General features: G+C 70.9%; 21 protein-coding genes and 1 pseudogene. 4 read left to right on the top strand and 18 right to left on the bottom strand.

Going from position 1 to position 24,900, the window contains the following annotated elements; all coding sequences use genetic code 11:
* Positions 1–201 precede the first annotated feature (201 nt).
* The gene (locus MKK69_RS29495; protein WP_243973718.1) at positions 202–2,568 is read left to right on the top strand and encodes an EAL domain-containing protein; all 2,367 of its coding nucleotides are present in this window, start codon (positions 202–204) and stop codon (positions 2,566–2,568) included.
* A gap of 124 nt (positions 2,569–2,692) precedes the next feature.
* Here MKK69_RS29495 and MKK69_RS29490 read toward each other — a convergent pair whose 3' ends face one another.
* From MKK69_RS29490 to MKK69_RS29470, 5 genes and pseudogenes are all read right to left on the bottom strand, one after another.
* On the bottom strand, positions 2,693–3,685 hold the full coding sequence (locus MKK69_RS29490) for an NAD(P)H-dependent glycerol-3-phosphate dehydrogenase (protein WP_243973717.1): 993 nt from the start codon (positions 3,683–3,685) through the stop codon (positions 2,693–2,695).
* 47 nt (positions 3,686–3,732) lie between these two features.
* Positions 3,733–4,035 (bottom strand): annotated as a pseudogene (locus MKK69_RS29485) (N-acetyltransferase); the annotation flags it as partial.
* Positions 4,032–5,093 carry a tRNA (adenosine(37)-N6)-threonylcarbamoyltransferase complex transferase subunit TsaD gene (tsaD, locus tag MKK69_RS29480; protein ID WP_243973716.1) on the bottom strand — a complete coding sequence of 354 codons (1,062 nt, stop codon included), beginning with the start codon at positions 5,091–5,093 and terminating at the stop codon, positions 4,032–4,034. The pseudogene MKK69_RS29485 and the gene tsaD, both read right to left, overlap by 4 nt.
* An 85-nt stretch (positions 5,094–5,178) precedes the next feature.
* A complete protein-coding gene (locus MKK69_RS29475; protein WP_243973715.1) occupies positions 5,179–5,388 on the bottom strand; it encodes a molybdopterin-binding protein in 210 nt (69 codons plus the stop codon).
* A gap of 83 nt (positions 5,389–5,471) precedes the next feature.
* Positions 5,472–5,825, bottom strand: coding sequence for a DUF2293 domain-containing protein (locus MKK69_RS29470; RefSeq protein ID WP_243973714.1), 354 nt, complete (start codon positions 5,823–5,825; stop codon positions 5,472–5,474).
* Positions 5,826–5,981: 156 nt separating this feature from the next.
* Here MKK69_RS29470 and MKK69_RS29465 point away from each other — a divergent pair, with 156 nt between their 5' ends.
* Positions 5,982–6,290 (top strand): hypothetical protein, encoded by a 309-nt coding sequence (locus MKK69_RS29465; protein WP_243973713.1) that lies wholly within the window; start codon positions 5,982–5,984, stop codon positions 6,288–6,290.
* A 66-nt stretch (positions 6,291–6,356) separates the two neighbouring features.
* Here the strand turns inward: MKK69_RS29465 and rpsD are convergent, their stop codons facing one another.
* From rpsD to MKK69_RS29450, 3 genes are all read right to left on the bottom strand, one after another.
* On the bottom strand, positions 6,357–6,974 hold the full coding sequence (rpsD, locus tag MKK69_RS29460; protein ID WP_243973712.1) for a 30S ribosomal protein S4: 618 nt from the start codon (positions 6,972–6,974) through the stop codon (positions 6,357–6,359).
* Positions 6,975–7,165: 191 nt separating this feature from the next.
* On the bottom strand, positions 7,166–7,861 hold the full coding sequence (locus MKK69_RS29455; protein ID WP_243973711.1) for an MgtC/SapB family protein: 696 nt from the start codon (positions 7,859–7,861) through the stop codon (positions 7,166–7,168).
* A 20-nt stretch (positions 7,862–7,881) separates the two neighbouring features.
* Positions 7,882–9,090: a DUF2252 family protein gene (locus tag MKK69_RS29450; protein ID WP_243973710.1), complete on the bottom strand. Its 1,209-nt coding sequence runs from the start codon at positions 9,088–9,090 to the stop codon at positions 7,882–7,884.
* A gap of 272 nt (positions 9,091–9,362) precedes the next feature.
* Between MKK69_RS29450 and MKK69_RS29445 the strand changes: the two genes are divergently transcribed.
* Positions 9,363–9,842, top strand: coding sequence for a GNAT family N-acetyltransferase (locus MKK69_RS29445; protein ID WP_243973709.1), 480 nt, complete (start codon positions 9,363–9,365; stop codon positions 9,840–9,842).
* Between the two features lie 150 nt (positions 9,843–9,992).
* Here MKK69_RS29445 and MKK69_RS29440 read toward each other — a convergent pair whose 3' ends face one another.
* Entirely contained in the window at positions 9,993–11,627 is a 1,635-nt protein-coding gene (locus MKK69_RS29440; protein WP_243973708.1) for an alpha-D-glucose phosphate-specific phosphoglucomutase, read from the bottom strand.
* Between the two features lie 217 nt (positions 11,628–11,844).
* Here MKK69_RS29440 and MKK69_RS29435 point away from each other — a divergent pair, with 217 nt between their 5' ends.
* Complete coding sequence (locus MKK69_RS29435) at positions 11,845–12,954, top strand: alpha/beta hydrolase (RefSeq protein WP_243973707.1); 1,110 nt, start codon at positions 11,845–11,847, stop codon at positions 12,952–12,954.
* Positions 12,955–13,083: 129 nt separating this feature from the next.
* Here the strand turns inward: MKK69_RS29435 and scpA are convergent, their stop codons facing one another.
* The 9 genes from scpA to MKK69_RS29390 all read right to left on the bottom strand — a co-directional run bounded on the left by scpA (position 13,084) and on the right by MKK69_RS29390 (position 24,625).
* Positions 13,084–15,249, bottom strand: coding sequence for a methylmalonyl-CoA mutase (gene scpA / locus MKK69_RS29430; RefSeq protein ID WP_243973706.1), 2,166 nt, complete (start codon positions 15,247–15,249; stop codon positions 13,084–13,086).
* An 87-nt stretch (positions 15,250–15,336) separates the two neighbouring features.
* Positions 15,337–16,074 carry an SURF1 family protein gene (locus tag MKK69_RS29425; protein ID WP_243973705.1) on the bottom strand — a complete coding sequence of 246 codons (738 nt, stop codon included), beginning with the start codon at positions 16,072–16,074 and terminating at the stop codon, positions 15,337–15,339.
* Between the two features lie 74 nt (positions 16,075–16,148).
* A complete protein-coding gene (gene cyoD, locus MKK69_RS29420; RefSeq protein ID WP_243973704.1) occupies positions 16,149–16,553 on the bottom strand; it encodes a cytochrome o ubiquinol oxidase subunit IV in 405 nt (134 codons plus the stop codon).
* Positions 16,550–17,182 carry a cytochrome o ubiquinol oxidase subunit III gene (cyoC, locus tag MKK69_RS29415; RefSeq protein WP_243906763.1) on the bottom strand — a complete coding sequence of 211 codons (633 nt, stop codon included), beginning with the start codon at positions 17,180–17,182 and terminating at the stop codon, positions 16,550–16,552. The genes cyoD and cyoC overlap by 4 nt, the downstream gene beginning before the upstream one ends.
* Positions 17,183–17,186: 4 nt before the next feature.
* The gene (gene cyoB / locus MKK69_RS29410; protein ID WP_243973703.1) at positions 17,187–19,187 is read right to left on the bottom strand and encodes a cytochrome o ubiquinol oxidase subunit I; all 2,001 of its coding nucleotides are present in this window, start codon (positions 19,185–19,187) and stop codon (positions 17,187–17,189) included.
* Between the two features lie 95 nt (positions 19,188–19,282).
* Positions 19,283–20,512, bottom strand: a complete 1,230-nt coding sequence (gene cyoA, locus MKK69_RS29405; protein ID WP_409564911.1) for a ubiquinol oxidase subunit II — start codon at positions 20,510–20,512, stop codon at positions 19,283–19,285.
* Between the two features lie 163 nt (positions 20,513–20,675).
* Positions 20,676–22,007 carry an MFS transporter gene (locus tag MKK69_RS29400; RefSeq protein ID WP_243973702.1) on the bottom strand — a complete coding sequence of 444 codons (1,332 nt, stop codon included), beginning with the start codon at positions 22,005–22,007 and terminating at the stop codon, positions 20,676–20,678.
* Between the two features lie 156 nt (positions 22,008–22,163).
* Positions 22,164–24,350, bottom strand: coding sequence for a glycosyltransferase family 2 protein (locus MKK69_RS29395; protein ID WP_243973701.1), 2,187 nt, complete (start codon positions 24,348–24,350; stop codon positions 22,164–22,166).
* The gene (locus MKK69_RS29390; protein WP_243973700.1) at positions 24,350–24,625 is read right to left on the bottom strand and encodes a hypothetical protein; all 276 of its coding nucleotides are present in this window, start codon (positions 24,623–24,625) and stop codon (positions 24,350–24,352) included. Before MKK69_RS29390 ends, MKK69_RS29395 begins: the two co-directional genes overlap by 1 nt.
* Between the last annotated feature and the right edge of the window lie 275 nt (positions 24,626–24,900).

The raw sequence follows: 24,900 nt of genomic DNA, 5'->3' as shown, positions 1-24,900 counted from the left end.
TACCGCGCGGGTGCGGCCGGTTGGCGGCCGTCGGGCGGAGGCGCCGGGTCGCGGAACCGGACGCGACTCGGGTTCCGCCGCCGGGGAAAAAGCCGATCTATGTTTGTAGAGATCTTTAAAAATCTGTCATTCGCTGAATATTAAATGATCTTTGCCATCATTACGAACATGATCATGCTCTAACTATCTGTGGTTGTCTTCATGCTCACGGTGGTCGGCTGTTTCGTCGGAGAACACAACCTGTGGCTGGTGGCGCTGGCCGCGCTGGTCTGCACCCTCGCGAGCGTTGCGGCCATCGAGCTGCTGACCCATGCCGTCCGCGCCGGAGGCCGAAGCCGCTACACCTGGCTCGCCGTGGCGGCGGTGGCAGGGGGCTCGGGAATCTGGGCGACGCACTTCCTGGCGATGCTCGCCTACGCGCCGGGGCTGCCGTCGGGCTACGGCGTCGGGCTGACGCTCCTCTCCTACGTCGATGCCGTCGCGATCACCGGCCTCGCCTTCGCGCTGGCCTCGACCGGCGGCCGGATCCGGGCGGCGATCGGCGGCGCCGTGGCGGGCGGCGGCATCGCGGCGATGCACTATACCGGCATGGCCGCCTATCAGGTCCCGGGGCATCTCGTCTGGAACCCCGCGGTGGTGGCGCTCTCGGTGGTCATCGGGAGCGCGCTGGGCGCCGCGGCCCTGGTGGTCGGCCTGTCGGCGGCCGCCTATCGCGGCCGGGCCCTCGGCGCCGGGCTGCTGATGCTGGCGATCTGCGGCCACCATTTCACCGGCATGGGCGCGGTGACCGTCCAGCCGGATCCCGCCGTAGCCATCCCGGAGAGCGCGATCCGGACCGAATGGCTCGCCACCGCCGTGGCGCTGGCGAGCTGCCTGATCCTGCTGCTGGCCGGCGCCGCCCTCGCGCTGGATCTGCGCGAGCGCAAGCGCACCGCGTTCGAGCGCGAACGCCTGCGCAGCCTCGCCAACGCGGCCGTCGAGGGTCTCGTCGTGTGCCGCAGCGGCCAGATCGTCAGCGCCAACGAGGCCTTCGCCCGGCTCACCGGCCTCGACACGGCCGCCCTGGTCGGGACGCGCCTGTCGGTCTACCTGCCGGGCCTCACGGCCGCGGCCGGGACGGCCGACCACCCGATCGAGGCGGAACTCGTCCCGTCGGGCGGGGGGCTCGTCCCCGTGGAGGTGATCCTGCGCCCCTTGGCCGAGTACGGCCGAGAGCCGCACTACGCCGTCGCGGTGCGCGACCTGCGCGCCCGGCGCCGCGCCGAGAGCCAGATCCAGTACCTCGCCCACCACGACGCCCTCACCGGGCTCGCCAACCGCACCAGCTTCCACGCGCGGATCGAGCGCGAGATGCGGGCGGCGGATGCCCTCGGGACCCGGCTCGCCGTGCTGTGCCTCGACCTCGACCGCTTCAAGGAGGTCAACGACCTGTTCGGGCACGCGGCCGGCGACGCGATGCTGCGCGACCTCGCGCTGCGGGTCGGCGGCCTGCTCGACGGCACGCAGCTGATGGCCCGGCTCGGCGGCGACGAGTTCGCCATCCTGACGCCCCAGACCGGCGACTCGGCCGAGCGGCTGGCGGAGCGAATCCTGGCCACGCTCGCGGCGGTGCCGGCGGCCTCCGGCCCGGTGATCGCCACCAGCATCGGCGTCGCGGTCTATCCCGACGACGCCGAGGACCAGCGGGCGCTCCTGAGCTACGCCGACGCCGCCCTGTACCGGGCCAAGGCCGAGGGGCGGGGCACCTGCCGCCGCTACGACGCCAGCATGGGCGCGCAGATCCGCGACCGGCGCATGCTGGAACACGACCTGCGCCAAGCGGTGTCCCGGGGCGAGCTGGAACTCGTCTACCAGCCCCAGACCCAGATCGAGTCCGGCGCGGTGACGGGCTTCGAGGCGCTGCTGCGCTGGCACCATCCGGAGCGCGGGGACGTCTCCCCGTCCCTGTTCGTGCCGATCGCCGAGGAGACCGGCGCGATCCTTGAGATCGGTGCCTGGGTGCTGCGCGAGGCCTGCCGGGCGGCGGCCGGCTGGCCGCAACCCCTGGCGATCGCCGTCAACGTCTCGGCGGTGCAGCTCCACAACCCGCATTTCGTGCAGTTCGTCCACGGCACCCTGTTCGAGACCGGCCTGAAGGCCGAGCGCCTGGAGATCGAGATCACCGAGACCGCGCTGATCCGCGATCCGGCCCGGGCGCTGCTCACCCTGCGGCAGCTCAAGGCGCTGGGCGTGCGGATCGCCATGGACGATTTCGGCACCGGCTACTCGTCCCTGTCGAACCTGCGCTCCTTCCCGTTCGACCGGATCAAGATCGACCGCTCGTTCATCAAGGCGGTCCACAGCAACGCGCAGGGGGCCGCGATCGTGCGCTCCGTGCTCGGCCTGGGGCGGGGCCTCGGGCTCGCCGTGGTGGCCGAGGGGGTGGAGACGGCCGAGGAACTGTCCTTCCTGGCGCAGGAGAATTGCACCCTCGCCCAGGGCTACCTGCTGGGCCGTCCCGCGCCGATCGCGCGCTTCGCCGCCCACACCCACGGGCCCGGGCCGGAGCGGGCGGCCTCCGTGGCGTGAGGGTCTCACCCACCGAACCGGGTTCCCAAAGGGCTGAGCCCTGCGGCGGGGCTCGGGGACGGAGCCCCCGCGTCGCCACCCGGGCGGCCCGGGCCCCACACGGGGTCCCGGACCTTCGGGAACCCTAATCGGTCTCGCCGCGCAGCGGCCGGGCGAGCAGGCCGGCGATCACGTCCTCGACGCCGGCCCGGCCCGACACGATCGCCGCGACGGCCTGCGCCACCGGCATCTCGATCCCCCGGGCCGCCGCCAATCCGGCGAGCGCCGCCGCCGTGAAGGCGCCCTCCGCGAGCTTGCCGCCGGCGGCCTCCTCCGGGGCCGCCCCGGCGCCGAGCCGCTGCCCGAAGGCGAAGTTGCGCGATTGCGGCGAGGAGGCGGTGAGCACGAGATCGCCGAGGCCCGAGAGCCCCATCAGCGTCTCTGGCCGGCCGCCGAAGGCCCGGGCGAAGCGCATCAATTCGGCGAAGGCCCGGGCGATCAGGGCCGCCCGGGCGCTCTCGCCCAGCCCCCGTCCCGCCACGATCCCGCAGGCGATGGCCAGCACGTTCTTGCCAGCGCCGCCGATCTCGACGCCGCGCACGTCGTCGGTGTGGTAGAGCCGGACGCTCGGGCCCGAGAGCAGGGCGCAGAGCGACGCGGCGAGGCCGGGATCGGCCGCCGCCAGGGTCACGGCGGTGGGCAGGCCGCGGGCGACGTCGGCCGCGAAGCTCGGGCCGGACAGGACCGCCACCGGTGTTCCCGGCGGCAGGACCGCCTCGGCCACCGCGCTCAGAAAGCTGTCGCTGCCGCGCTCGATTCCCTTGGCGCAGAGGATCACTGGACCGGCCGTGGCGAGGGGCCCGCGCAGGTCCTCGAGCACGCCGCGGACGGTCTGGGCCGGCACGACCAGCAGGGTCGCCCGGGCGCCGGCGAGTGTTTCGGAGAGCGCCGTCGCGTGGATCCGGGCATGGAGCGGCACGCCCGGCAGATAGCGCGGATTCTCACGCTCGGCCTGGAGCTTGGCCGCGGCCTCCGGGTCGCGCAGCCACAGGGTCACGGGGTGTCCGGCGGCCGCGGCGGCGTTGGCCAGCGCCGTCCCCCAGGCGCCGCCGCCGACGACGTTGATCGGTGCGCTCATGGGGCCTCCCCGGTGAGGTCGAGCCGGTCGGGCGCTTGGCCGCGCGGCGGGCCCGCCGCCCCGGCGATCTTGCCGCGCCAGGCCAGGGACCGCCGATTCAACAGGGCGAGATCGGCGGTCCCGTCGAGGACCGCCTCGCCCAGGGCGATCGCCGCCTCCAGCCGATCCAGCGGCATGTTGGCGTGGGCGGGCGGGCGGACATGGTCGCGCCAGGGGCCGCCGCAGGCGTTGTCGAGGAGGATGCGGGCGAAGCAATGGTCCAGCCGCACCGGCCAGTCCGGGCGGGCGGCCCCGGGCAGGCGGCGCGCGACCAGGTCCCGCCACTGCGCGCGCCGGTCCGCGTCGGTCATCCGGCCGGGACCGCGTCCCGGGCCGGGTCGGCGGCGAGCGGCCAGCGGGGCCGGGCCGGCGCCGTCAGGTCGTCCACGAGCCCGAGCCGCAGGCGCTCCAGCCCGGCCCAGGCGATCATGGCGCCGTTGTCGCCGCAGAGCGGCAGGGGCGGGGCCACGAAGTCCAGGCCCGCCTCCCCGGCCAAAGCCGCCAGCGCCCGCCGGATGGCACCGTTGGCCGCGACGCCGCCGGCCGCCACCAGGGCGGTCGGCCGGCCGGCGACCCCCGAGAAGGCCCGCAGCGCCACCCGGGCGCGGTCCACCACCACGTCGACCACGGCGGCCTGGAAGCCCGCGCACAGGTCGGCGACGTCGCGCTCGGCGAGTGGCGCGATCCGCTCGGCCTCGATCCGCAGGGCGGTCTTGAGCCCCGACAGGGAGAAATCCGCCTCGCGCCGGCCGAGCATCGGCCGGGGCAGGGCGAAGCGCTCGGGGTCGCCCGATTCGGCCATGCGCTCGACCTCGGGGCCGCCGGGATAGCCGAGGCCCAGGAGCTTGGCGGCCTTGTCGAAGGCCTCGCCGATGGCGTCGTCCACCGTGGAGCCGAGGCGCACGTAATCGCCGACCCCGCGCACGGCCACGAGCTGGGTGTGGCCGCCCGAGGCGAGGAGCAGGAGGTAGGGGAAGGCGATCCCGTCGGTCAGCCGCGCGGTGAGCGCGTGGGCCTCCAGGTGGTTCACGGCGAGCAGGGGCTTGCGGGTCACCAGCGCCAGGGTCTTGGCGGTGACGAGGCCGACCAGCACGCCGCCGATCAGCCCGGGCCCGGCCGCCACCGCGATCCCGTCGAGGTCGGGGAAGCCGATCCCGGCCCGGTCGAGGGCGCGGGCGATCAGCCGGTCGAGCACCTCGACATGGGCGCGGGCGGCGATCTCGGGCACGACGCCGCCATAGGCGGCGTGCTCGGCGATCTGGCTCAGCACCTCGTTGGCGCGGATCTGCCCGACGCCATCCTCGTCGATGGAGACCACGGCGGCGGCGGTCTCGTCGCAGGTGGTCTCGATGCCGAGCACGGTCTTCACGGGGCGTCCCCTCTGTCAGCGGCCTGCCGGGACGGCGTAGTCCGGGCACCGGGCCGGTGCAATGCCGGCCCGGCGCCGGGGCCGCTCAGTCGACGGCGACCATCACGTCGGAGGCCTTGATCACCGCGTAGGCCGGGCCGCCCGCGACGAGCTTGAGGGCGTCGACCGATTCGTTGGTGATCGAGGCGGTCACCACCTGGCCGGGGCTGATCTCGATCTTCACGTGGGCCGTGGTCGCCCCCTTGTCGATGGAGACGACGGTGCCCTTGATGACGTTGCGCGCGCTGATCTTCATGCTCTGGCCCGAACTCCGCGAACCGCCCGGGGGGCGGCTTCGGGGGCGGTTCCTACAGCATGACGGCGTCCGGCGCGACCGGTTCAGCGCGAGTCGTCCTCCGGGTCGCCCCCCGCCTCCGGATCGGCCTCCGGGACGGGGGCGGCGCCCCAGGCGGCGAGCGCGGCGTTGAGGTCGTCGAGGACGAAGTGCCGGGCGCTGTCGCGGTCGTAGCCCTCCGCCAGGAGGTCGTCGTAGTCGGTGAAGACGTGGCGGGCATAGGCGATGAGGGCGAGGCGTGCGGCGGTCCCGGGGGTGGCCCCGCGCAGGCCCGGGCTCGCCAGCGCCCGGCCGAGGACGGAATCGGCCTCGAAGTCCGGCAGGCGCGGGGCGAGGTGGGCGAGGGCATCGGCCACGGCCTCGCGGCGGTTCACGGGCGGTGACGGGGCATCGTTCATCGGGCGTGCGGTCGTCCGGGGGGCGATCCTGCGGGGTGCGATCCTGCGGGGTGCGAACCTGCGGGCCGCATGATTTCATCACGCGGATCGGTTAAGGTCACCCGGAGAAGAAGGCGGGGGCGACGAACGATCCCCCGCCGGGGAGAGAGCAGGTCCATGGCAGTTCTTCGTCACGCGGTGATCCTGGGCCTCCTGCTCGGGACGGCGCCGGCCCTGGCGCAGAGCCCGGCAGCCAGCGTCGCCCCGGGCGCAGGCGCGAACACGTCGCCGAACGCGGCCCCGGCCGGCGGTCGCCGCCTCACGGCCACGGGGCAGACCAAGCCGCCCCCCGCCTCTCCCGCGGCTCCACCCACGCCCGTGAACGAGGCCGAGATGATCAAGGCCCAGAAGGCCGCGGAGGCCCGCTCGAAGGCCTGGGACGGCCGGATGCGCAACACGATGGGCTCGATCTGCCACGGCTGCTGAGCCCGAAACGCGAAGGGGCCGCCCGATCCGGGCAGCCCCTCCGTCGCGACCGTCTCCGGGGAGACCTTAGCGGGAGTAGAACTCGATGACGAGGTTCGGCTCCATCTGAACGGGGTAGGGTACCTCGGACAGGCTGGGAATGCGGGTGACGCGGGCGGTCATCTTGGCGTGGTCGGCCTCGATGTAGTCCGGCACGTCGCGCTCGGGGAGCTGGCTCGCCACGATGACGATCTCGAGCTGGCGGGAGGATTCCTTGACCTCGATCAGGTCGCCGGCCTTCACCTGGTAGCTCGGGATGTTGACCCGCACGCCGTTGACCTTGACGTGGCCGTGGTTGACGAACTGGCGCGCCGCGAACGGGGTCGCCACGAACTTCGCCCGGTAGACCACGGCGTCCAGGCGCCGCTCGAGCAGGCCGACTAGGTTCTCGCCGGAATCGCCGCGCAGGCGGATCGCCTCGGCGTAGTAGCGGCGGAACTGCTTCTCGGTGATGTTGCCGTAATAGCCCTTGAGCTTCTGCTTGGCGCGCAGCTGCGTGCCGAAGTCGCTCATCTTGCCCTTGCGGCGCTGGCCGTGCTGGCCGGGGCCGTATTCGCGGCGGTTGACGGGGCTCTTCGGGCGGCCCCAGATGTTCTGGCCCATGCGGCGGTCGAGCTTGTGCTTCGCCTGAATCCGCTTCGACATGTATTCGCGTCCTCTCGGTATCGAGATTGAGGAACGCGCCCTCCTCTTCCCGGACGCTCACGGTCCGGGACGACAGGGCGGGAGGATCCCGCCCACGGGTGCGCGTGAAAACGCGACGGGGCCCCGTTGAGGAGCCCCGTCGACGGCCGGTTCCATACGGGAGGCGCGCCGCTGGGTCAACCGCCGCCCGCTCAGCCCATCTCCTCCCAGGTCACCCGCCCGACGCCGGGCAGACCCCGCAGGCGCTCGACGAGGCCCAGGGACCACGCCGCCGCCTCTCGCCCCCGGTAGGCCCCGATGCAGCGCAGGCTTGCCGCCTCGGCATCCGCCTCCAGCACGCGCGAGCGGATCCCGAGGCCGGCACCGGCGAGGACCTTCAGGAGCGTCGCGTGGGAGGTCGTGCGGGGGTCGAACGCGACGGTCATCGTGCCGTAGCTGCGCTGCCTGAGCGCCCGCTCGACCCATCCCAGCCCCTGCAGGGTGGCGAGGGTCGCGCCGGTGGCGCACAGGCCGAGCCGCCACGCCCCGGCGCCGAAGCACAGGCCGATCACGGTGACCAGCCAGACGGTCGCCGCCGTCGTCACCCCGCGGACGATGTTGCCCTGCTTCAGGATCGTGCCGGCGCCGATGAAGCCGATCCCGGCCAGGACGCCCTGCGCGAGCCGCATCAGGTCGAGCTTGAACAGGCCATTGCCGGTCTCGCCGGTCTCCACGAGCAGCCAGTTGCCGAGCTGCATCGCCGTGCAGGCGGCGACGCAGATCAGCACGTGCGTGCGCAGGCCGGCGGGGTGGCCGAGCTCCTCGCGGTTCCACCCGAGCAGGGCGGCCGCGCCGAAGCTTAGGGCGAGCCGGATGAGGAAGGTCTCGATGGTCGGGTCGGCGAGCATGGCGGGACAGGAAGGCCGATCTAGAGGAAGGGCGCGAGGCGCTCGTCGCGGGCGACGTCGCGGCAATGGTCGAGGTAACCGCTCTGATGGAGGCCCATCAGCGTCGTGACGGACGACCACAGCCAGTGCGGGGCGGGCCCGTCCCAGCCCCCCTCCTCGACCTGCCGCCGCCACGCGGCGCGCGCCTCCGGCGCGAACTGCCGGCCGTGGGCGCGGCCGACCACGACGGCGAGGCTCCTGGCGACGCGCACGCCCTCGCCCTTGGAGAACTGCTCGGCGACGATCTTGAGGTCCTGCGGTAGCAGGGCGCGCACGATCACCGGGGTCGCGCCGATGTGCCCGGCGATCATCCGCTCGCCGAGCGCCGGGGACAGGGCCCGGGCGCCCGCTACGACGCGGTGCGCGGGATCGGCGGGGATCGTGGCGCCGGGCGCCAGCGGCGCGAGATGCGGCACCGCCTCCTTCACGTCGATCAGCGCCACCCGCGCCCGGTCCTGCGCCCCTTCGATGCGGACGAGGGCCGCGAGGCGCATCCGGCCGAGCGAGCTGCAGCCCTTGATCCAGAAGGCGGCGTCGACGAGGTCGATCCGCGCTTCCGCGTCGAGGCCGAGGACCCGCCGGGCGAAGGCGGGCTCGCGCAGGAGCGCCTCGACCCCCGTGCGCTCCCCGGGCTGGAGATCGAGGAAGCGCTTGCCCCGGGGAAGCCGCGCGGATTTGCCCCGCAGCCGCTCCTTCGACAGGTGGCGCCAGCGCCGGCCATGGGCGAGGCGGCGGGTCGTGGCGACGATCACCGAATCCGCGTCCGGGACGCCGGTCTCGTCCGGATCGGACAGGCCTGCGGCGTAGCCCTCGGCGATCGCCCGGATCATCCGCGCGACCACGAGGCCGGACAACGGTGCCGTGAGTCCGGCCGTCACGAGGGAGAGGGTGAGCCGGACGAGGTCGAAGGCCGGGTTGCCGACGACGCTCTGGTCGAGATCCCGGATCTGCATCCGGACCCGACCCTCGGCATCGGCCAGGGCGCCGATATTGCCGAGGTGGCAATCCCCGCAGATCCAGACCGGCGGCCCCTCCGGCAGGGTGCCGGGCGGAAACTGCGCCACCCATTCGTAGAACCGGGCCGTCGAGCCGCGCACATAGGCGAGCGGCGAGGCCGCGATCTTGCACAGGCGCCGGCTCCGCAACAGCTCGGCCTCACGGCCGTCATCGGACCGGACATGGATGTTCATCGCGCGTGTGGGCTCTCGTGCAGGATGGGCGCCGCATTGCCGCGCGGCGGGGCCGGGGGCCGCCTCGGCGGCCACGGTGTCATGAAACCGTCATCTCGAAGACGGTTTCCCCATCCGACACTAAATTCCCTTTCACAGGGGCGGAGCGGGCTCGCGACCCGGGACCGCCGACACGGGTGCGCGTAGAACGCGACGGGGCCCCACGCGGAGCCCATCGACGGGCGGGTCTTCAGGGGATGGACGCGTCCGGGTCAACCACCGGGGAATTCAGGATGGATGGAACGGTCGCGATCCGGCGCGGGGCGCCGGCGGACGCGGAGGCGATCCGGGCGCTGGTCGAGGCGGCCTACACCAAGTGGATCCCGGTGATCGGCCGCCTGCCGACGCCGATGCGGGCGGATTACCGCGACGCCGTGCGGCACCACCGCTTCGATCTGCTGCAGGTCGGCGACGCCCTGGCCGCACTGATCGAGACGACGGGGGAGGGCGACCACCTGCTGATCGTCAACGTGGCGGTGCATCCGGCCTTCCAGGGGCGGGGCTTCGGCACCCGTCTCCTGGGACTGGCCGAGTCGATCGCCGCCGGGGCGGGGCTTGCGCGGCTCAGGCTCTACACAAACAAAAAATACGTCGCGAATCTGCGCCTCTACGGGTCGCTCGGCTACCGGGTAGAACGGGAGGAACCCTATGACGGTCCGGGCCGGACGCGGGACGACGACGTCACCGTGCATATGGTCAGGGACTTGGCGTGAGCGGCTCGGCGATCGATCCCGCCGTCGTCGCGAGCGCAGCGACGCGACCCGGGGCGGCGCGCCCTTACTGAGCGAAGCGCGGCCGGATGGGTTCGCTCCGCCCGCACGGACGGCAGGTCCACGTCCTGCGGCGCCAGGACAGCCTGCCCCTCAGGTCACCACGCTCGGCTCGGCCCGGCCGGTGCGGGGCTCGATTTCCGCAAGGGCTCGGGCCGCGGCCACGACCGGCGCCAGGACCTCGGCCACGGGCAGGTCGAGCCGGTCCGGGGCGTTCTCGTAGCGCTCCAGATAGACCCGCAGCGTCGCCCCGGCGGTGCCGGTCCCCGAGAGGCGGAACACGGCGCGTGCGTCCTCGGCGAAGCCGATCCGGATGCCCTGGCGCTCGGTCAGCGAGCCGTCCACCGGATCGCGATAGGCGAACTCGTCGGCCGTCGACACCGTGAGGTCGCCGATCCGCGTGCCCGGCAGCCCGGCGAGCTTTTCACGGAGCGCGTCCATCAGGCCGTTGGCGGCGTCCGCATCGACCTCCTCATAGTCGTGGCGGGCGTAGTAGTCGCGGCCGTAGGTCCGCCAATGCGCCCGCACCAGGGCATCGGCGCGCTCGCCCGTGGCCGCCAGGATGTTGAGCCAGAGCAGCACCGCCCAGAGCCCGTCCTTCTCGCGCACGTGGTTCGAGCCGGTGCCGGCGCTCTCCTCGCCGCACAGGGTGATCAGCCCGGCATCCAGGAGATTGCCGAAGAACTTCCAGCCGGTGGGCGTCTCGTAGGCCCGGATGCCCAAAGCCGCCGCGACCCGGTCGGCGGCGCGGCTGGTGGGCATGGAGCGCGCGACGCCCGCGAGCCCGCCCGCATAGCTGGGCGCCCGGTGGGCGTGGGCGGCCAGCAGCGCGAGGCTGTCGCTCGGCGTCACGAACAGGCCCGGGGCCACGATCATGTTGCGGTCGCCGTCGCCGTCCGAGGCGGCGCCGAAATCCGGGGCGTCGGGACCCTGCATCAGCTCGAACAGGTCGTGGCAATGGACCGGGTTCGGATCCGGGTGGTGGCCGCCGAAATCTTCTTTTGGAATGGCGTTGACGACCGTCCCCTGGGGGGCGCCGAGCATCCCTTCCAGGATCGCGGTCGCGTAGGGGCCGGTCACCGCGCTCATGGCGTCGAAGCGCATCCGGAAGCCGGAGGCGAACAGGCGCGACACCGCGTCGAAATCGATCAGCGTGCGCATCAATGCCGCGTAATCGGCCACCGGGTCGATCACCGTCACCGTCATGGCGCCGAGCCGAGTCTCGCCGAGGGTGTCGAGGTCGAGATCGGGGGCCTCGACGAGGCGGTATTCGGTCAGCGCCCTGGCCCGCGCGAAGATCGCGTCGGTGACCGATTCCGGCGCCGGGCCGCCGTTGGCGGCGTTGAACTTGATGCCGAAATCGCCCTCCGGCCCGCCCGGGTTGTGGCTCGCCGACAGGACGATGCCGCCGAGCGCCTTGGATTTCCGGATCACGCACGACGCGGCGGGCGTCGAGAGCAGGCCGCCTTGCCCGACCAGGACCCGGCCGAAGCCGTTGCCGGCGGCCAGCCGCAGCGTCGTCTGGACCACCTCGCGGTTGAGGAAGCGCCCGTCGCCGCCGAGCACGAGGGTGGCGCCGGCCTTGTCGGGCAGGGTGTCGAAGATCGCCTGGACGAAGTTCTCGACGTAGTTCGGCTGCCGGAACACCGGCACCTTCTTGCGCAGGCCGGAGGTGCCCGGCTTCTGGTCGGGGAAGGGGGTGGTCGTGACGATGGTCGGAGTCGTCATGGGCGGGCGTCTCCCGGGATCTCCCGCCTCCATGCCCGCCCGGAGGCGCGGCGTCACGCGTTCCGGCGACAGGGGCGGGTATTTTTCACGCGCTTTGACCGGATCGGGCGACGGAACCGGCGGCCTGTCGGCCGGCCCGCGCCCCGGGGCGTTGCGCCGGCCGGCATCGGTGGGTTGAATCGGTCGAGCCGCCGGCCAAGGCGGACGGGAGAACGCCATGTCGGACAGATCACAGCAGACGCCGCCGGGTGGGGCGCAGCCGGTCAGGGGCCTGCCGCGCCGCCACCTCGTCGGAGCCCTCGCCGCCGGGATGGCGGTGGCGGCCGCGCCGGTCGCAGCGGCGGCCCCGTCGGGCCGGCTGGAGACGGAGGAATTCCGCCTGCCCTGGAGCGAGCCGGGCGTCGAGATCTACGTGCGCAACAAGCGCCCCGCCGGGATCGATCGGTTCCCGGGCGACCGGATCCTGCTCTACGTCCACGGCGCGACCTATCCGGCCTCCACCGCCTTCGACCTGCCGCTCGGCGGGATGTCGGCCATGGACTATCTCGCGGGGCTGGGGTTCGACGTCTACCTCGTGGACCTGCCGGGCTACGGCCTGTCGGGACGCCCGGCCGCGATGGACGCGCCGGCCTCGGACAACGCGCCCTTCATGCGGACCCCCGACTCCGCCAAGGTTGTCGGACAGGTCGTGGACTTCATCACCAAGCGGCGCGGCGTCGAAAAAATCGACCTGATGGGCTGGTCCTGGGGGACCTCGACCATGGGCCTGTACACCAGCACCCACAACGACCGGGTCAACCGGCTCGTCCTCTATGCGCCGCAATGGCTGGCGCGCACGCCGGCCCTGATCGGCGGCAACGGGCCGCTCGGCGCCTATCGCAGCGTCAGCCGGGACAGCGCCCGGGCGCGCTGGCTGACCGGCGTGCCCGAGGACAAGACGGCCGACCTGATCCCGCCCGGCTGGTTCGATCTCTGGGCCGACGCGACCTTCGCCACCGATCCGGTTGGCGCGAAGCAGACCCCGCCGGTCCTACGCGCGCCGAACGGCGTCGTCGCCGACTCGAAGGCGTACTGGCAGGCCGGCAAGCCGCTCTACGACCCGGGCGACATCCGCGTCCCCGTGCTGATCATCCACGCCGAGTGGGACGCGGATCTGCCGAGCTACCAGGCCCAGGAATACTTCACTAAGCTCACGCACGCCCCCTACAAGCGCTTCGTCGAACTGGGGGAGGGCACCCACACGGTGATGATGGAGAAGAACCGCATGCAGTTCCTCCACGCGGTCGGGGCGTTCCTCACGGAGGCGGATCCGCAGGCGCTGAACTGACGGCTTCTCGTTCGCCGCGCCGTGATCCCGGGCGCGGCAACCGCAGGTCGCCCCCTGTGGGACTCCAACCCATTGACCTCATCCTGCGGTGCGGCACCTCAGGATGAGGGCGAGGATGGAACGGACCGCCTACTCCGCCGCCTGCCGGGCCCCATACCCCAGCCGCTCGTTCAGCGCCCGGATCAGGTTGACGGCGGCCTCGGCGATCACCGTGCCGGGCGGGAAGATCGCCGCGGCACCGGCGGCCCGCAGGGCCTCGTAGTCGCCCGGCGGGATCACGCCGCCGATGGCGATCATCACGTCGTCGCGGCCCTGCTCGGTGAGCGCCGCCTTCAGCTCCGGCACCAGGGTGAGGTGGCCGGCCGCGAGCGACGAGACGCCGACGATGTGCACGTCGTTCTCCACCGCCTGCCGGGCGGCCTCGGCCGGGGTGGCGAAGAGCGGCCCGATATCCACGTCGAAGCCGAGATCGGCGAAGGCCGAGGCGATCACCTTCTGGCCGCGGTCGTGCCCGTCCTGGCCCATCTTGGCGACCAGGATGCGCGGCCGGCGGCCGTCATTCTCCTCGAACGCCTCGACCAGCGCCCGGACTTCCTCGACCACTGGCGACATGCCCCCCACCTCGCGCTTGTAGACGCCGGAGATCGAGCGGATCTCGGCGCGGTGCCGGCCCCAGGCCTTCTCCAGGGCCTCGGAAATCTCCCCCACCGTCGCCTTGGTCCGGGCCGCCTCGACGGCGAGTTCGAGCAGATTGCCGTCGCCGTCCGCGGCCCGGGTGAGCGCCTCGAGCCGGGCCGTGACCGCGGCCTCGTCGCGCTCGGCGCGCAGGCGCTTGAGCTTGTCGATCTGGAGGCGGCGGACATTGCCGTTGTCGACCCGCAGGAGGTCGATGGCCATGTCGTCGTCGGCCTTGAACTTGTTGATGCCCACGATGGTCTGGCGGCCGGAATCGATCCGGGCCTGGGCGCGGGCGGCCGCCTCCTCGATCCGCAGCTTGGGGATGCCGGCCTCGATCGCCTTGGCCATGCCGCCGAGCCCGTCGACCTCGCGGATATGCTCCCAGGCGCGGGCCGCGATGTCGGCCGTGAGCTTCTCCACGTAGTAGGAGCCGCCCCAGGGATCGACGATCCGGGTGGTGCCGCTCTCCTGCTGCAGGAACAGCTGGGTGTTGCGGGCGATCCGGGCCGAGAAGTCGGTGGGCAGGGCCAGCGCCTCGTCGAGCGCGTTGGTGTGGAGCGACTGCGTGCCGCCCTGCGTCGCCGCCATCGCCTCGATGTTGGTCCGGGTGACGTTGTTGAACACGTCCTGGGCGGTGAGCGACCAGCCGGAGGTCTGCGAATGGGTCCGCAGCGCCAGCGACTTCTCGGATTTCGGGTCGAACCCCTTCACGAGCTTGGCCCAGATCAGGCGCGCGGCCCGCATCTTGGCGATCTCCATGAAGAAGTTGGTCGAGATCGCCCAGAAGAACGACAGACGCGGGGCGAACTGGTCGATGGTCAGGCCGGCGGCCAGCCCCGCCTTGATGTACTCGACGCCGTCGGCCAGCGTGTAGGCGAGTTCCAGGTCGTTCGTCGCCCCGGCCTCCTGCATGTGGTAGCCGGAGATCGAGATCGAGTTGAACTTCGGCATATTCTTCGAGGTGTACGCAAAAATATCCGAGATGATCCGCATCGATCCCTTGGGGGGATAGATGTAGGTGTTGCGGACCATGAATTCCTTGAGAATATCGTTCTGGATCGTGCCGGCAAGCTTCTGCGGCGGCACGCCCTGCTCTTCCGCCGCGACGATGTAGAGGGCGAGGATCGGCAGCACCGCGCCGTTCATCGTCATCGACACGGTCATCTCGTCGAGCGGGATGCCGGAGAACAGCGTGCGCATGTCGTAGATCGAGTCGATCGCCACGCCCGCCATGCCGACATCGCCGGAGACCCGGGGATGGTCGGAATCGTAGCCCCGGTGGGTGGCGAGATCGAAGGCCACCGACAGGCCCTTCTGCCCGGCCGCGAGGTTGCGCCGGTAGAAGGCGTTCGAATCCTCGGCCGTGGAGAAGCCGGCATACTGCCGGATCGTCCAGGCTTGCGTGACGTACATGGTCGGGTAGGGTCCGCGCAGGAACGGCGCGAGGCCGGGATAGGTGTCGAGGAACTCGATGCCTTCGCGATCCTCCGGCCCGTAATGGCCCTTCACCGGGATCCCCTCCGGCGTCATCCAGGGCTCGCCCAGAACGGGCGCCGCGACCGCGAGCGATTCGCCGGCGAGCGGGATGTCGGCGAAGTTCGGGATGCGGGAGGTCATGGCGTTGACTCGTTGTGGCGTTTGTCATGCCATTATAGGGACGTGCTTGAGGCGGGCTACTCCCTTGTGGTCGAGGCTCTGCCCTGATCACCCGCCAAAGGGCGTGCGCCCTTTGGAAACCCCGTCCTGCCTGCGCGCGCCCCGCAGGACGTAGACCACCGCCCCTGCGAGCATCAGCGCCATCCCGTACCACGTGATCGCGTAGACGAGGTGGTTGTTGGGGAAGGCGATCACCGTGAGGCCGCCCACCGGCAGGCCGCCGGGATTGGGCGCCGCGTCGGCGTCCACGAAGTAGGGGGCGACATCGCTCAGGCCGCGGGCGGCCGCGATGGCGGCCACGTCCCGGGAGTACCAGCGGCCGTCCTTGGGATCGTTGGAGCGCAGGAACGCGCCCTTCGGCTCCGTCAGCCGCAGCAGGCCGGTGACCGTGGCCTCGCCCGCGGCCTGCCCGGCCGCACGGCGCGCCGGGTCCCGGTTTTCGCCGGGCACAAAGCCGCGGTTGACCAGGACGAGGCTGCCATCCGGGCGGCGCAGCGGCGTCAGCACCCAGAAGCCGCCGCCGCGTTCGGTGACCGCCTGGACCAGGGTCTCGCGGTCGTGGAGGAAGCTGCCCGAGAGCCGGACATGCCGGTAGGCGTCGTCGGGGCCGACGCGCGCCCAGTCGGCGGGGCCGGGGGCCGGCACGGTCGGCGCGTGGACCCGGGCGTCGACCCGGGCGATCAGGTCGAGCTTCCAGGCCCGGCGCTCCACCTGCCACGTGCCGAGTCCGAGCAGGACGACGCAGACCAGGGCCGCAGCGACACCGAACACGATGCGGCGCCGCAACGAGAACGGGGCCGGGGAGGGGCCCGGACCGGAGCCCCCCGCCGACCCCGACGGGGTCACGTCCGCACGCCCGCTCAGCGGGCGTTGTTCATGACGTCGTGGGCATCCATCGGCATCATGTTGTGATTGAGGTGGTACATCACCCACACCGAGCCGGAGAGCATGATCACCACGAGCGTGATGGTGAAGATCAGCGCCATGAAGGTCCAGCCACCCTCCGACTTCGTGCTCATGTGCAGGAAGTAGACGACGTGCACGACCATCTGGACGCCGCCGAGCGCCAGGATCACCAGGGTGGTGACGAGGCTGTTGTCGAGCACGTTGCCCATCACCAGCCAGAACGGGATCACCGTCAGGATCACCGACAGGACGAAGCCCGTCATGTAGCTCTGGACTGTGCCGTGCCCGCCGCCGCTATGGGCGTGGGAATCGTGCGTGTCCTGGCCGTGACCGGTGAGGTGGTGTGCGTCGGCGCTCATTCGAGCACTCCCATCAGGTAGACGACGGTGAAGACGCCGATCCAGATCAGGTCGAGGAAGTGCCAGAACATCGACAGGCACATCAGCCGCCGCTTGTTCTCGACGATCAGCCCGTGCTTGCGCACCTGCACCATCAGCACGATCAGCCACAGGATGCCCATGGAGACGTGCAGGCCGTGGGTCGACACCAGGGTGTAGAACGACGACAGGAAGGCGCTGCGCCAGGGCGGTGCGCCCTCATGGAACAGGTGGACGAATTCCCGGATCTCCAGGAACACGAAGGCCGCGCCGAACAGGCCGGTTACCGCCAGCCAGATCTGCGTCTGCTTCACCCGGTCCCGGTCCATCTCCAGCATGGCGAAGCCGTAGGTGATGGACGAGAACAGCAGCATGGCGGTGTTCACCGCGATGCCCGGCAGGTCGAACAGCTCCTTCGGGGTCGGCCCGGCCGCGTAGCTGCGGCCGAGCACCCCGTAGGTCGCGAACAGCGTCGCGAAGATGAGGCAGTCGCTCATCAGGTAGAGCCAGAACCCGAGCATGGTCGAGCCCTCGGAGTGATGGCCTTCCTCGTCGGTCTGGTAGAAGACCGGCGCCGCGGCGCCGGGGGGTGCAGTCTCCGCGTGCATCATCGGATCACGCCATCTCCAGTTCGCGTGTCCGCTGACCTTCCGTCCGACTGACCGTGTCGGCGGGAATGTAGTAGTCACGCTTGTAGTTGAAGGTATGGGCGATCGCCACGACGAAGATCGCCAGGAAGCTGAGCGCCGCCAGCCACCACACGTACCAGATCATGGCGATGCCGAAGGCGAAGTTCAGGCCCGCCAGGATCGCCCCGGTCGCGGTGTTCTTGGGCATGTGGATCGGCTTGTAGCCCTGCATCGGACGGGCGAAGCCGCGGTTCTTCATGTCCCACCACGCGTCGGAATCGTGGACCACCGGGGTGAAGGCGAAGTTGTAGTCCGGCGGCGGCGAGGAGGTGGACCATTCCAGCGTCCGGCCGCCCCACGGGTCGCCGGTCAGGTCGCGCAGCTTGTCGCGGTTGCGGATCGAGACCACGAACATGACGATCTGCGAGGCGATGCCGCAGGCGATCAGCGCGGCGCCGATGGCGGCGATCACGAACCAGATCTGCAGCGACGGGTCGTCGAAGTGCTGCATGCGCCGGGTCACGCCCATCAGGCCGAGCACGTAGAGCGGCATGAAGGCGACGTAGAACCCGGTCACCCAGAACACGAGGGCGACCTTGCCCCAGAACTCATCGAGCTTGAACCCGAAGGCCTTCGGGAACCAGAAGGTCACGCCGGCGAACATCCCGAACAGCACGCCGCCGATGATCACGTTGTGGAAGTGCGCGATCAGGAACAGCGAGTTGTGCAGCACGAAGTCGGCCGGGGGCACCGCCAGCAGGACGCCGGTCATGCCGCCGATCACGAAGGTGACGATGAACGCCACCACCCACAGCATCGGCACCTCGAACCGGATCCGGCCGCGGTACATGGTGAACATCCAGTTGAAGATCTTCGCCCCCGTGGGGATCGAGATGATCATGGTCGTGATCCCGAAGAACGAGTTCACGTCCGCGCCCGAGCCCATGGTGAAGAAGTGGTGCAGCCACACGAGGTAGGCGAGGATGGTAATCACCACCAGCGCGTAGACCATCGAGGTGTAGCCGAACAGGCGCTTGCCGCAGAAGGTCGAGGTGATCTCCGAGAACACCCCGAAGGCCGGAAGGATCAGGATGTAGACCTCCGGGTGGCCCCAGATCCAGATCAGGTTGAAGTACAGCATGGCGTTGCCGCCGAGGTCGTTCGTGAAGAAATGCGTGCCGACGTAGCGGTCGAGCGACAGCATCGCGAGGACGGCCGTCAGGATCGGGAAGGCGGCCACGATCAGGATGTTGGTGCACAGGGACGACCAGACGAAGATCGGCAGCTTCATCATGGTCATGCCGGGCGCGCGCATCTTCACGATCGTGGCGATCAGGTTGATCCCCGACAGCAGGGTCCCGATGCCGGCGATCTGCAGCGCCCAGATGTAGTAGTCGACGCCGACGCCGGGGCTCATGGAGGCCTCCGAGAGCGGCGGGTAGGCGAGCCAGGTCGCCCGGGAGAACTCGCCGACGAACAGCGAGACCATGACCAGCATGCCGCCGGCCACCGTCATCCAGAAGCTGAAGTTGTTCAGGAACGGGAAGGCGACGTCGCGGGCGCCGATCTGCAGCGGCACGGCGAAGTTCATCATCCCCGTGACGAACGGCATCGCCACGAAGAAGATCATGATCATGCCGTGGGCGGTGAAGATCTGGTCGTAATGGTGCGGCGGCAGGAAGCCCTGCTCCGAGCCGAACGCCACGGCCTGCTGCGAGCGCATCAGGATCGCGTCGGCGAAGCCGCGCAGCAGCATGACCGCCGCGAAGATGCAGTACATGATGCCGATCTTCTTGTGGTCGATCGACGTGATCCAGTCACGCCACATCGGCCCCCAGAAGCGGTAATAGGTGATGACGCCGATCACGGCGAGACCGACCACCGCCACGCCGGCGAACGTCCCCTGCAGGATCGGCTCCTGGTAGGGGATCTGCTCGAACGTGAACCGCCCGAGGATCAGCTGCTGTAAGTCCAAATTTGCGAACATGGGATCGGCCCGTTCAGTGGGTTCGACGGCGACCGCCGGTCATACGGTGTAAGGCTCGCTCTCCGGGGAGCGATGTCGTCTTTGGTTCATCTGCGTCATTGGTTCAGTTGCTTGGGCGCGATCTGACCGCCCTCGCTCTGGCCCTCGCCGGAGCCCTTGCCCTGGTCCTCGGGCGATGTCTTCCCGCGGGAATCCGGGTTGCCCATGTCGGGCCGCGGCCGCATGCCCTGAGGCTGCGTCTGCCCGTGCGGGCCGGTCCCCGAGGCCGGGGTCGTCGCACCGGGCCCCTCGACGCCGCGCTCCGCCAGGCGGTTGTCGTATTGCAGCCGCTTGTAGTTCGCCTCCGCCTCCTCGCCCGAGGCACCGCCCTGGGCGTCGATCTTCGCCATTTCGCCGACGCACATCTGGTCGGGCCGGGGGCACATGCCGATGATCCGGTCGTAGAGGCCCTTCATGTAGGACTTGTAGTAGCGCGCGGGCTCGGCCTCGCTCGGCTCCTCGAGCTTGAGGTAGGCCTCCTGGCTGAGCTCGCCGCCCTCGGCCTTGGCCTTGGCGATCCACTGACCGAAGGCGTCATCGGTCAGGCCGTGGAACTTGAAGAACATGTTCGAGAAGCCGGCGCCGCTGTAATGCGCCGAGCGGCCCTCATAGGCGCCCGCGCGGTTGATCACCGCGTGGAGCTGGGTCTGCATCCCCGGCATCGCGTAGACCATGCCGGCCAGAGTCGGCACGTAGAACGTGTTCATCACGTCGGTGGCGGTGATCTTGAACTGGATCGGCCGGTCCACCGGCGCGGCGAGCTCGTTGACCGTGGCGATCCCGTATTGTGGGTAGAGGAACAGCCACTTCCAATCCATGGCGATCACCTCGACCTCGAGGGGCTGGGTGCCGGCCGGGACGTCGCGCTTCGGGTCGATCTTGCTGAGCGGCCGGAACGGGTCGAGGGTGTGGGTCCCGATCCAGGTGAGGGCGCCGAGCGCGATGATGATCATCAGCGGCGCCGTCCAGATCAGCACTTCGAGCTGCGTCGAGTGGTGCCATTCGGGATCATAGACCGCGTCCGCGTTGGTCGCCCGGTAGCGCCACGCGAAGATCAGCGTGAAGGCGATCACCGGCACGATGATCAGGAGCATCAGCCCGGTGGCGGCCAGCACGAGGTTGCGCTGCTGCTCGGCCACGTAGCCGGCCGGGTGCAGCACCACGAAGTTGCAGCCGCCGAGCAGCGTCAGCAGCGGCAGGGCGAGGAGCGGCAGGAGGCGCCGCCCGCGACCGCCCCGGGCTCGCACGGTGTCGGTCCTGTCCGGTCGATGGGTCGTGGAGGTCACAGCACGCGTCTCGTCATCCCAGGCCGCGAATGCGGCGCTTCTGCCATGCCGCGAGTGCGGCGCTCTGCCATGCCGCTGCCGCGGCGCTTCAGCCGTGCCGCGCGAGGCGGCGTTCCTGTCAGATCCCGGACGGCCGCGCGGCCCGCGCGGCCCGCCGTCCCAGCTACATCTGACGCATTTCCGAGCGATCGAAGTACAGGGCCGCGAGGGTGCAGACTGCGCCGGACAGGAGGTACACGCCGATCATCGCCAGCCCGTAGCGCTGCGACAGGAACAGCGCCACGAGCGGGGCGAAGCCGGCGCCGATCAGCCACGCGAAGTCGGAGGTGAGCGCGGCCCCGGTGTAGCGGTAGTGGTTGCCGAGCCGGGCGGTCACCGCGCCCGCCGTCTGGCCGTAGGCGAGCCCGAGCAGCATGAAGCCGATCGTCACGTAGATGGTCTGGCCGATGGCGCTCTCGCCGAACAGGAGCGGCGCGATGATGCTGCCGACGGCGAAGAAGCCGATCAGCGAGGCGCTCATGATCAGGCAGTTGCGCCGTCCGATCTGGTCGGCGATCAGCCCGGAGGCGGCGACCGCGCCGGCGCACACGATGGCGCCCGAGAACTGCACGATCAGGAAGTCGCCGGGGGAGCGGCTTGTGGGGTTGAGCGCCAGCCACGCGATCGGGAAGATCGTCACGAGGTGGAACAGGGCGAAGGCGGCGAGGGGCACGAAGGCGCCGCGCATCACGTCGCCCGCATGGTGGCGGAACAGTTCCAGCGCCGGCACCGGCCGCAGCCGGTCGAGATCCATCATCCGGGCGAACTCTTCGGTGGCCACGAGCCGGAGCCGGGCGAACAGCGCCACGACGTTGATGGTGAAGGCGCAGTAGAACGGGAAGCGCCAGCCCCAATCGATGAAGTCGGCCTCGTCGAGATTGACCAGGAAGAACGCGAACAGGGCGCTCGCCACCATGAAGCCGAGCGGGGCGCCGAGCTGCGGGATCATCGCGTACCAGCCGCGCCGCTCCCGGGGGGCGTTCATGGCGAGCAGCGAGGCGAGGCCGTCCCAGGCACCGCCGAGCGCCAGACCCTGCAGCACGCGCAGGGCCGCCAGGATGTAGACGGAGGCGATGCCGATGCTGTCGTAGCGGGGCAGGAAGCTCACCGCCGCGGTCGAGGCGCCGAGCAGGAACAGGGCCGTGGTGAGCTTGACGCTGCGCCCGTGGCGCCGGTCGATCGCCATGAAGATCACCGTCCCGATCGGCCGGGCGATGAACGCCAGGGCGAAGATCGCGAAGGCGTAGAGCGTCCCCTTCAGCGGATCGACGAAGGGAAAGAACACCTTCGGGAACACCAGCACGCAGGCGATGCCGAACACGAAGAAATCGAAGTATTCGGACGCGCGGCCGATGACGACGCCGATGGCGATCTCGTTGGGATGGACCTTGTGGTCCCCCATCGCCTGCTGGGCGTCGCGCTCGAGGCCCGTGACCGTAGGTGTGTTCGCACTCATCGCTGGCTGTCGCCCTCGCCGCGCGCCCCCTGGGACGCCTTGGCCGGAACCGCCTCTTGCGGCATGTCCAGAGGTATCGCAACCGGCCCTGGACGCAAGTTCACCCACTGACGCATGCATGCCACCGTGCGCGATCCGCCGAGTCGGCCTGGCCGTTCAGACGCGGTAGTGCGCGGAATTCCGTGACAGGTTGATGTTGTAGTACGGGTCGGCGCGCAGCTCCGGGCCCCAGCGGTCGAGCATCGTGAGCACCTCGCCCTCGAAGCGCTTCTGCTTCTCGGGCGTGTCCTCGGCCCCGCGGCTCTTCGACTCGTGGTGAATGAGCTTGGCGAAGGGCGTCCAGACGATGCGGTAGCCGGCCCGGCGGACCTTCAGGCAGAGATCGACGTCGTTGAAGGCGACCTTCAGGGCGGCCGCGTCGAATCCGCCGACCTGCGCGAAGATGTCGGCCCGCATGGCCAGGCACGCGCCGGTCACCGCCGAGACCTCGTGGGCGATGACCATGCGGCAGAAGTAGCCCGGATCCGCGTCGGCCACGCCGAGATGGCTGTGCCCGGCGACGCCGCCGATCCCCAGCACGATTCCGCCGTGCTGGATGGTCCGGTCCGGATAGAGGAGTTTGGCCCCGACGGCGCCGATCTCGGGCCGGACCGCGTGGCGGACCATCTCGGTGAGCCAGCCCGGCTCCAGCACCTCGATGTCGTTGTTGAGGAACAGCAGGATCGGCCCGGTGGCCGCTGCCGCCCCCCGGTTGGAGAGATCGGAAAAATTGAAGGCCCCCGGCACCGGCACCACGCGCACCCGCGGATCGTCCCGGTAGCGGGCGAACAGGGCGGTGGTCTCGGGCTCGCGGCTGTCGTTGTCGAGGATGATCACCTCGATGTCGGGGTAATCGGTGGCCGCGAGCAACCCGTCGAGGGTCACCGACAGGAGTTCGGCGCGGTCCCGGGTCGGGATGATCGCCGAGACCCGGGGCGGCGGCTCCGGCAGGGGCCGGATCAGGCGGTTGAAGCCGTTGGGGCCGGCCTCGGCCCGGCCGCCCCAGGGCGCCACGATTTCCTCCAGGGCGCGCAGGCGCGCGGCCTCCGCCCGGGCCAGCGACCGGTCCGAGAAGGTGCCGGAGCCCTGCGCCGCGCGCCAATGGTAGAGCACCCGCGGGATGTGGCGGATGCGGGCGGGATCGAGGCCGTCGGTGAGCTGGAGCAGCAGGTCGTGGTCCTGGCTGCCCTCGAAGCCGGGGCGCAGGCCACCGACCGCCCGCAGGGCCTCGGTCCGCACCACCGTGAGATGGTTGATGTAGTTCTGCGCGTAGAGCAGCTCGCGGTCGAAGGCGGCCTTGAAGTGCGGGTCGAACCGGCGGCCGCGCCCGTCGATCTTGTCCTCGTCGCTGTAGATCAGCACGAGGTCCGGAGCGCGGCGGAGCGCCCGGGCGACCTGGTAGAGGGCGTCCTCGGTGAGCGCGTCGTCGTGATCCATGAAGGCGCAGGCGACGCCCCGGGCGAGGCCCAGCGCATCGTTGGTCGCCCGGGCGATGTGGCCGTTCTCAGGCCGGGTCAGGACGCGGATGCGCGGATCGGCCTCGGCCGCGCGGGCCAGGATTTTTGGGATCGCGGGCCGCGTGGAGGCATCATCGACGACGCAGAGTTCCCAATGGGGGTAGAGTTGCGCGCTGAGCGAGGCGAGGGCGGCCCGGAGCACCTTCGGATCAGGATCATGCACCGGCATCAGCACGGAGATCAGGGGCGGGTCCGCCCAGGCGGCGATCTCGGCGGCGATCCCGTCCCGCTCCGCCCGGCGCAGGGCGTGGGTGCCGAGCCAGGCCTCGTAGCCGGTCACCCGCCGGTGGCGCAGGGCCCGGCCGAGGAAGCCCCGGGCCCGGACCTTCTTGCCGAGGACGCGCCAGGTGAGCGCCTGGACGGTCAATCCGGGCTCGCGCAGGAGGCCGCGCAGGGCCAGGATCGGCCGGGTGAGGCGGCGCACCGCGATCCGCCTCAGGTGGACCGGCACCCGTCCGGACGGGTCGGCGACGCGGAGTTCGGCCGCGTCCTCGGGCAGGCGGCCGATCCACGCGCAGGCGCCCCCGCCCCGCGCCTCCTGGGGCAGCGGCGATCCCGGCCGGCCATCGGACCCGACGAGGCTGATGTCCGGCACGGTGTCCCGGGCCTCCGCCGGATCGTTGGACAGGACGACCTCGACCCAGCGGCCCGCAAGGCCCGGGAGCGCGACGCGCAGCCCGTCCGGGGCCACCCGCGCCGCGAGGGGGCGCGGCCCGCGCCAGGGCCCGGCGACCTGCACCGGCGGGAGGCGGGATTCGGGGGCCTTCGGCCCGGTCGAGGACACCATCAGAGCCCGCTCGCGTCGGCCGCGGTGGCCCGCACGCGGTCCCGCGGGGGCCCATAGACGCCGATCGTCGCCCCGACCGATCCGAGACGCCCGGCGGAAGCGCGCCGCCCATCGGCTGAGGCCGGGACCCGGACGGGGCCGCCGGGACGGTCCGCCGCGATCCGGCCGCGGGTCGAATCACCCTGATCGTTGTCGATGAAGCGGCGCATGTCTCGAAGCTTGAGGCGGCGGGCCGGCGCTTCGCGGCGCGGCCGGATGCCGGGGGGCAGGCCCATAGCGCATTTTACCGCCCCCGTGCACCTCGTGCCGGCGAACGGCCCGCGGCGGGTGCCCGCCGGTCAGAACACAGGTTCCGCTTGCGCCCCCGCCGGCCAGCCGCTATAGGCCCCGCCCACCGGAGCCGTACGGCTCCGGCCCGGCTGCATCGCTCAGCGGGAGAGCACTACCTTGACAGGGTAGGGGTTTCCCCCAACAAGTCGCTGATCCGGTTAAGCTATTTCGGCGGTTTCAGGTTCGACGAACCTGGACGGGTCGGAACGGAGACGTAGCA

Source organism: Methylobacterium sp. J-026 (genome assembly GCF_022829585.1).
Classification (GTDB): Bacteria; Pseudomonadota; Alphaproteobacteria; order Rhizobiales; family Beijerinckiaceae; genus Methylobacterium.
The sequence above is the reverse complement of the archived record's forward strand: the minus strand, read 5'-3'. Positions and strand labels throughout refer to the sequence as shown.

Coding starts and splice junctions, on each gene's coding strand:
- MKK69_RS29395 (WP_243973701.1), bottom strand. CDS start 24,350: ATGGTGTCCTCGACCGGGCCGAAGGCCCCCGAATCCCGCCTCCCGCCG.
- MKK69_RS29470 (WP_243973714.1), bottom strand. CDS start 5,825: ATGAACGATGCCCCGTCACCGCCCGTGAACCGCCGCGAGGCCGTGGCC.
- MKK69_RS29445 (WP_243973709.1), top strand. CDS start 9,363: ATGGATGGAACGGTCGCGATCCGGCGCGGGGCGCCGGCGGACGCGGAG.
- MKK69_RS29490 (WP_243973717.1), bottom strand. CDS start 3,685: ATGAGCGCACCGATCAACGTCGTCGGCGGCGGCGCCTGGGGGACGGCG.
- MKK69_RS29450 (WP_243973710.1), bottom strand. CDS start 9,090: ATGAACATCCATGTCCGGTCCGATGACGGCCGTGAGGCCGAGCTGTTG.
- cyoB (WP_243973703.1), bottom strand. CDS start 19,187: ATGTTCGCAAATTTGGACTTACAGCAGCTGATCCTCGGGCGGTTCACG.
- rpsD (WP_243973712.1), bottom strand. CDS start 6,974: ATGTCGAAGCGGATTCAGGCGAAGCACAAGCTCGACCGCCGCATGGGC.
- MKK69_RS29495 (WP_243973718.1), top strand. CDS start 202: ATGCTCACGGTGGTCGGCTGTTTCGTCGGAGAACACAACCTGTGGCTG.
- MKK69_RS29390 (WP_243973700.1), bottom strand. CDS start 24,625: ATGGGCCTGCCCCCCGGCATCCGGCCGCGCCGCGAAGCGCCGGCCCGC.
- MKK69_RS29475 (WP_243973715.1), bottom strand. CDS start 5,388: ATGAAGATCAGCGCGCGCAACGTCATCAAGGGCACCGTCGTCTCCATC.
- cyoC (WP_243906763.1), bottom strand. CDS start 17,182: ATGATGCACGCGGAGACTGCACCCCCCGGCGCCGCGGCGCCGGTCTTC.
- MKK69_RS29435 (WP_243973707.1), top strand. CDS start 11,845: ATGTCGGACAGATCACAGCAGACGCCGCCGGGTGGGGCGCAGCCGGTC.
- scpA (WP_243973706.1), bottom strand. CDS start 15,249: ATGACCTCCCGCATCCCGAACTTCGCCGACATCCCGCTCGCCGGCGAA.
- MKK69_RS29400 (WP_243973702.1), bottom strand. CDS start 22,007: ATGAGTGCGAACACACCTACGGTCACGGGCCTCGAGCGCGACGCCCAG.
- MKK69_RS29455 (WP_243973711.1), bottom strand. CDS start 7,861: ATGCTCGCCGACCCGACCATCGAGACCTTCCTCATCCGGCTCGCCCTA.
- cyoD (WP_243973704.1), bottom strand. CDS start 16,553: ATGAGCGCCGACGCACACCACCTCACCGGTCACGGCCAGGACACGCAC.
- MKK69_RS29465 (WP_243973713.1), top strand. CDS start 5,982: ATGGCAGTTCTTCGTCACGCGGTGATCCTGGGCCTCCTGCTCGGGACG.
- MKK69_RS29440 (WP_243973708.1), bottom strand. CDS start 11,627: ATGACGACTCCGACCATCGTCACGACCACCCCCTTCCCCGACCAGAAG.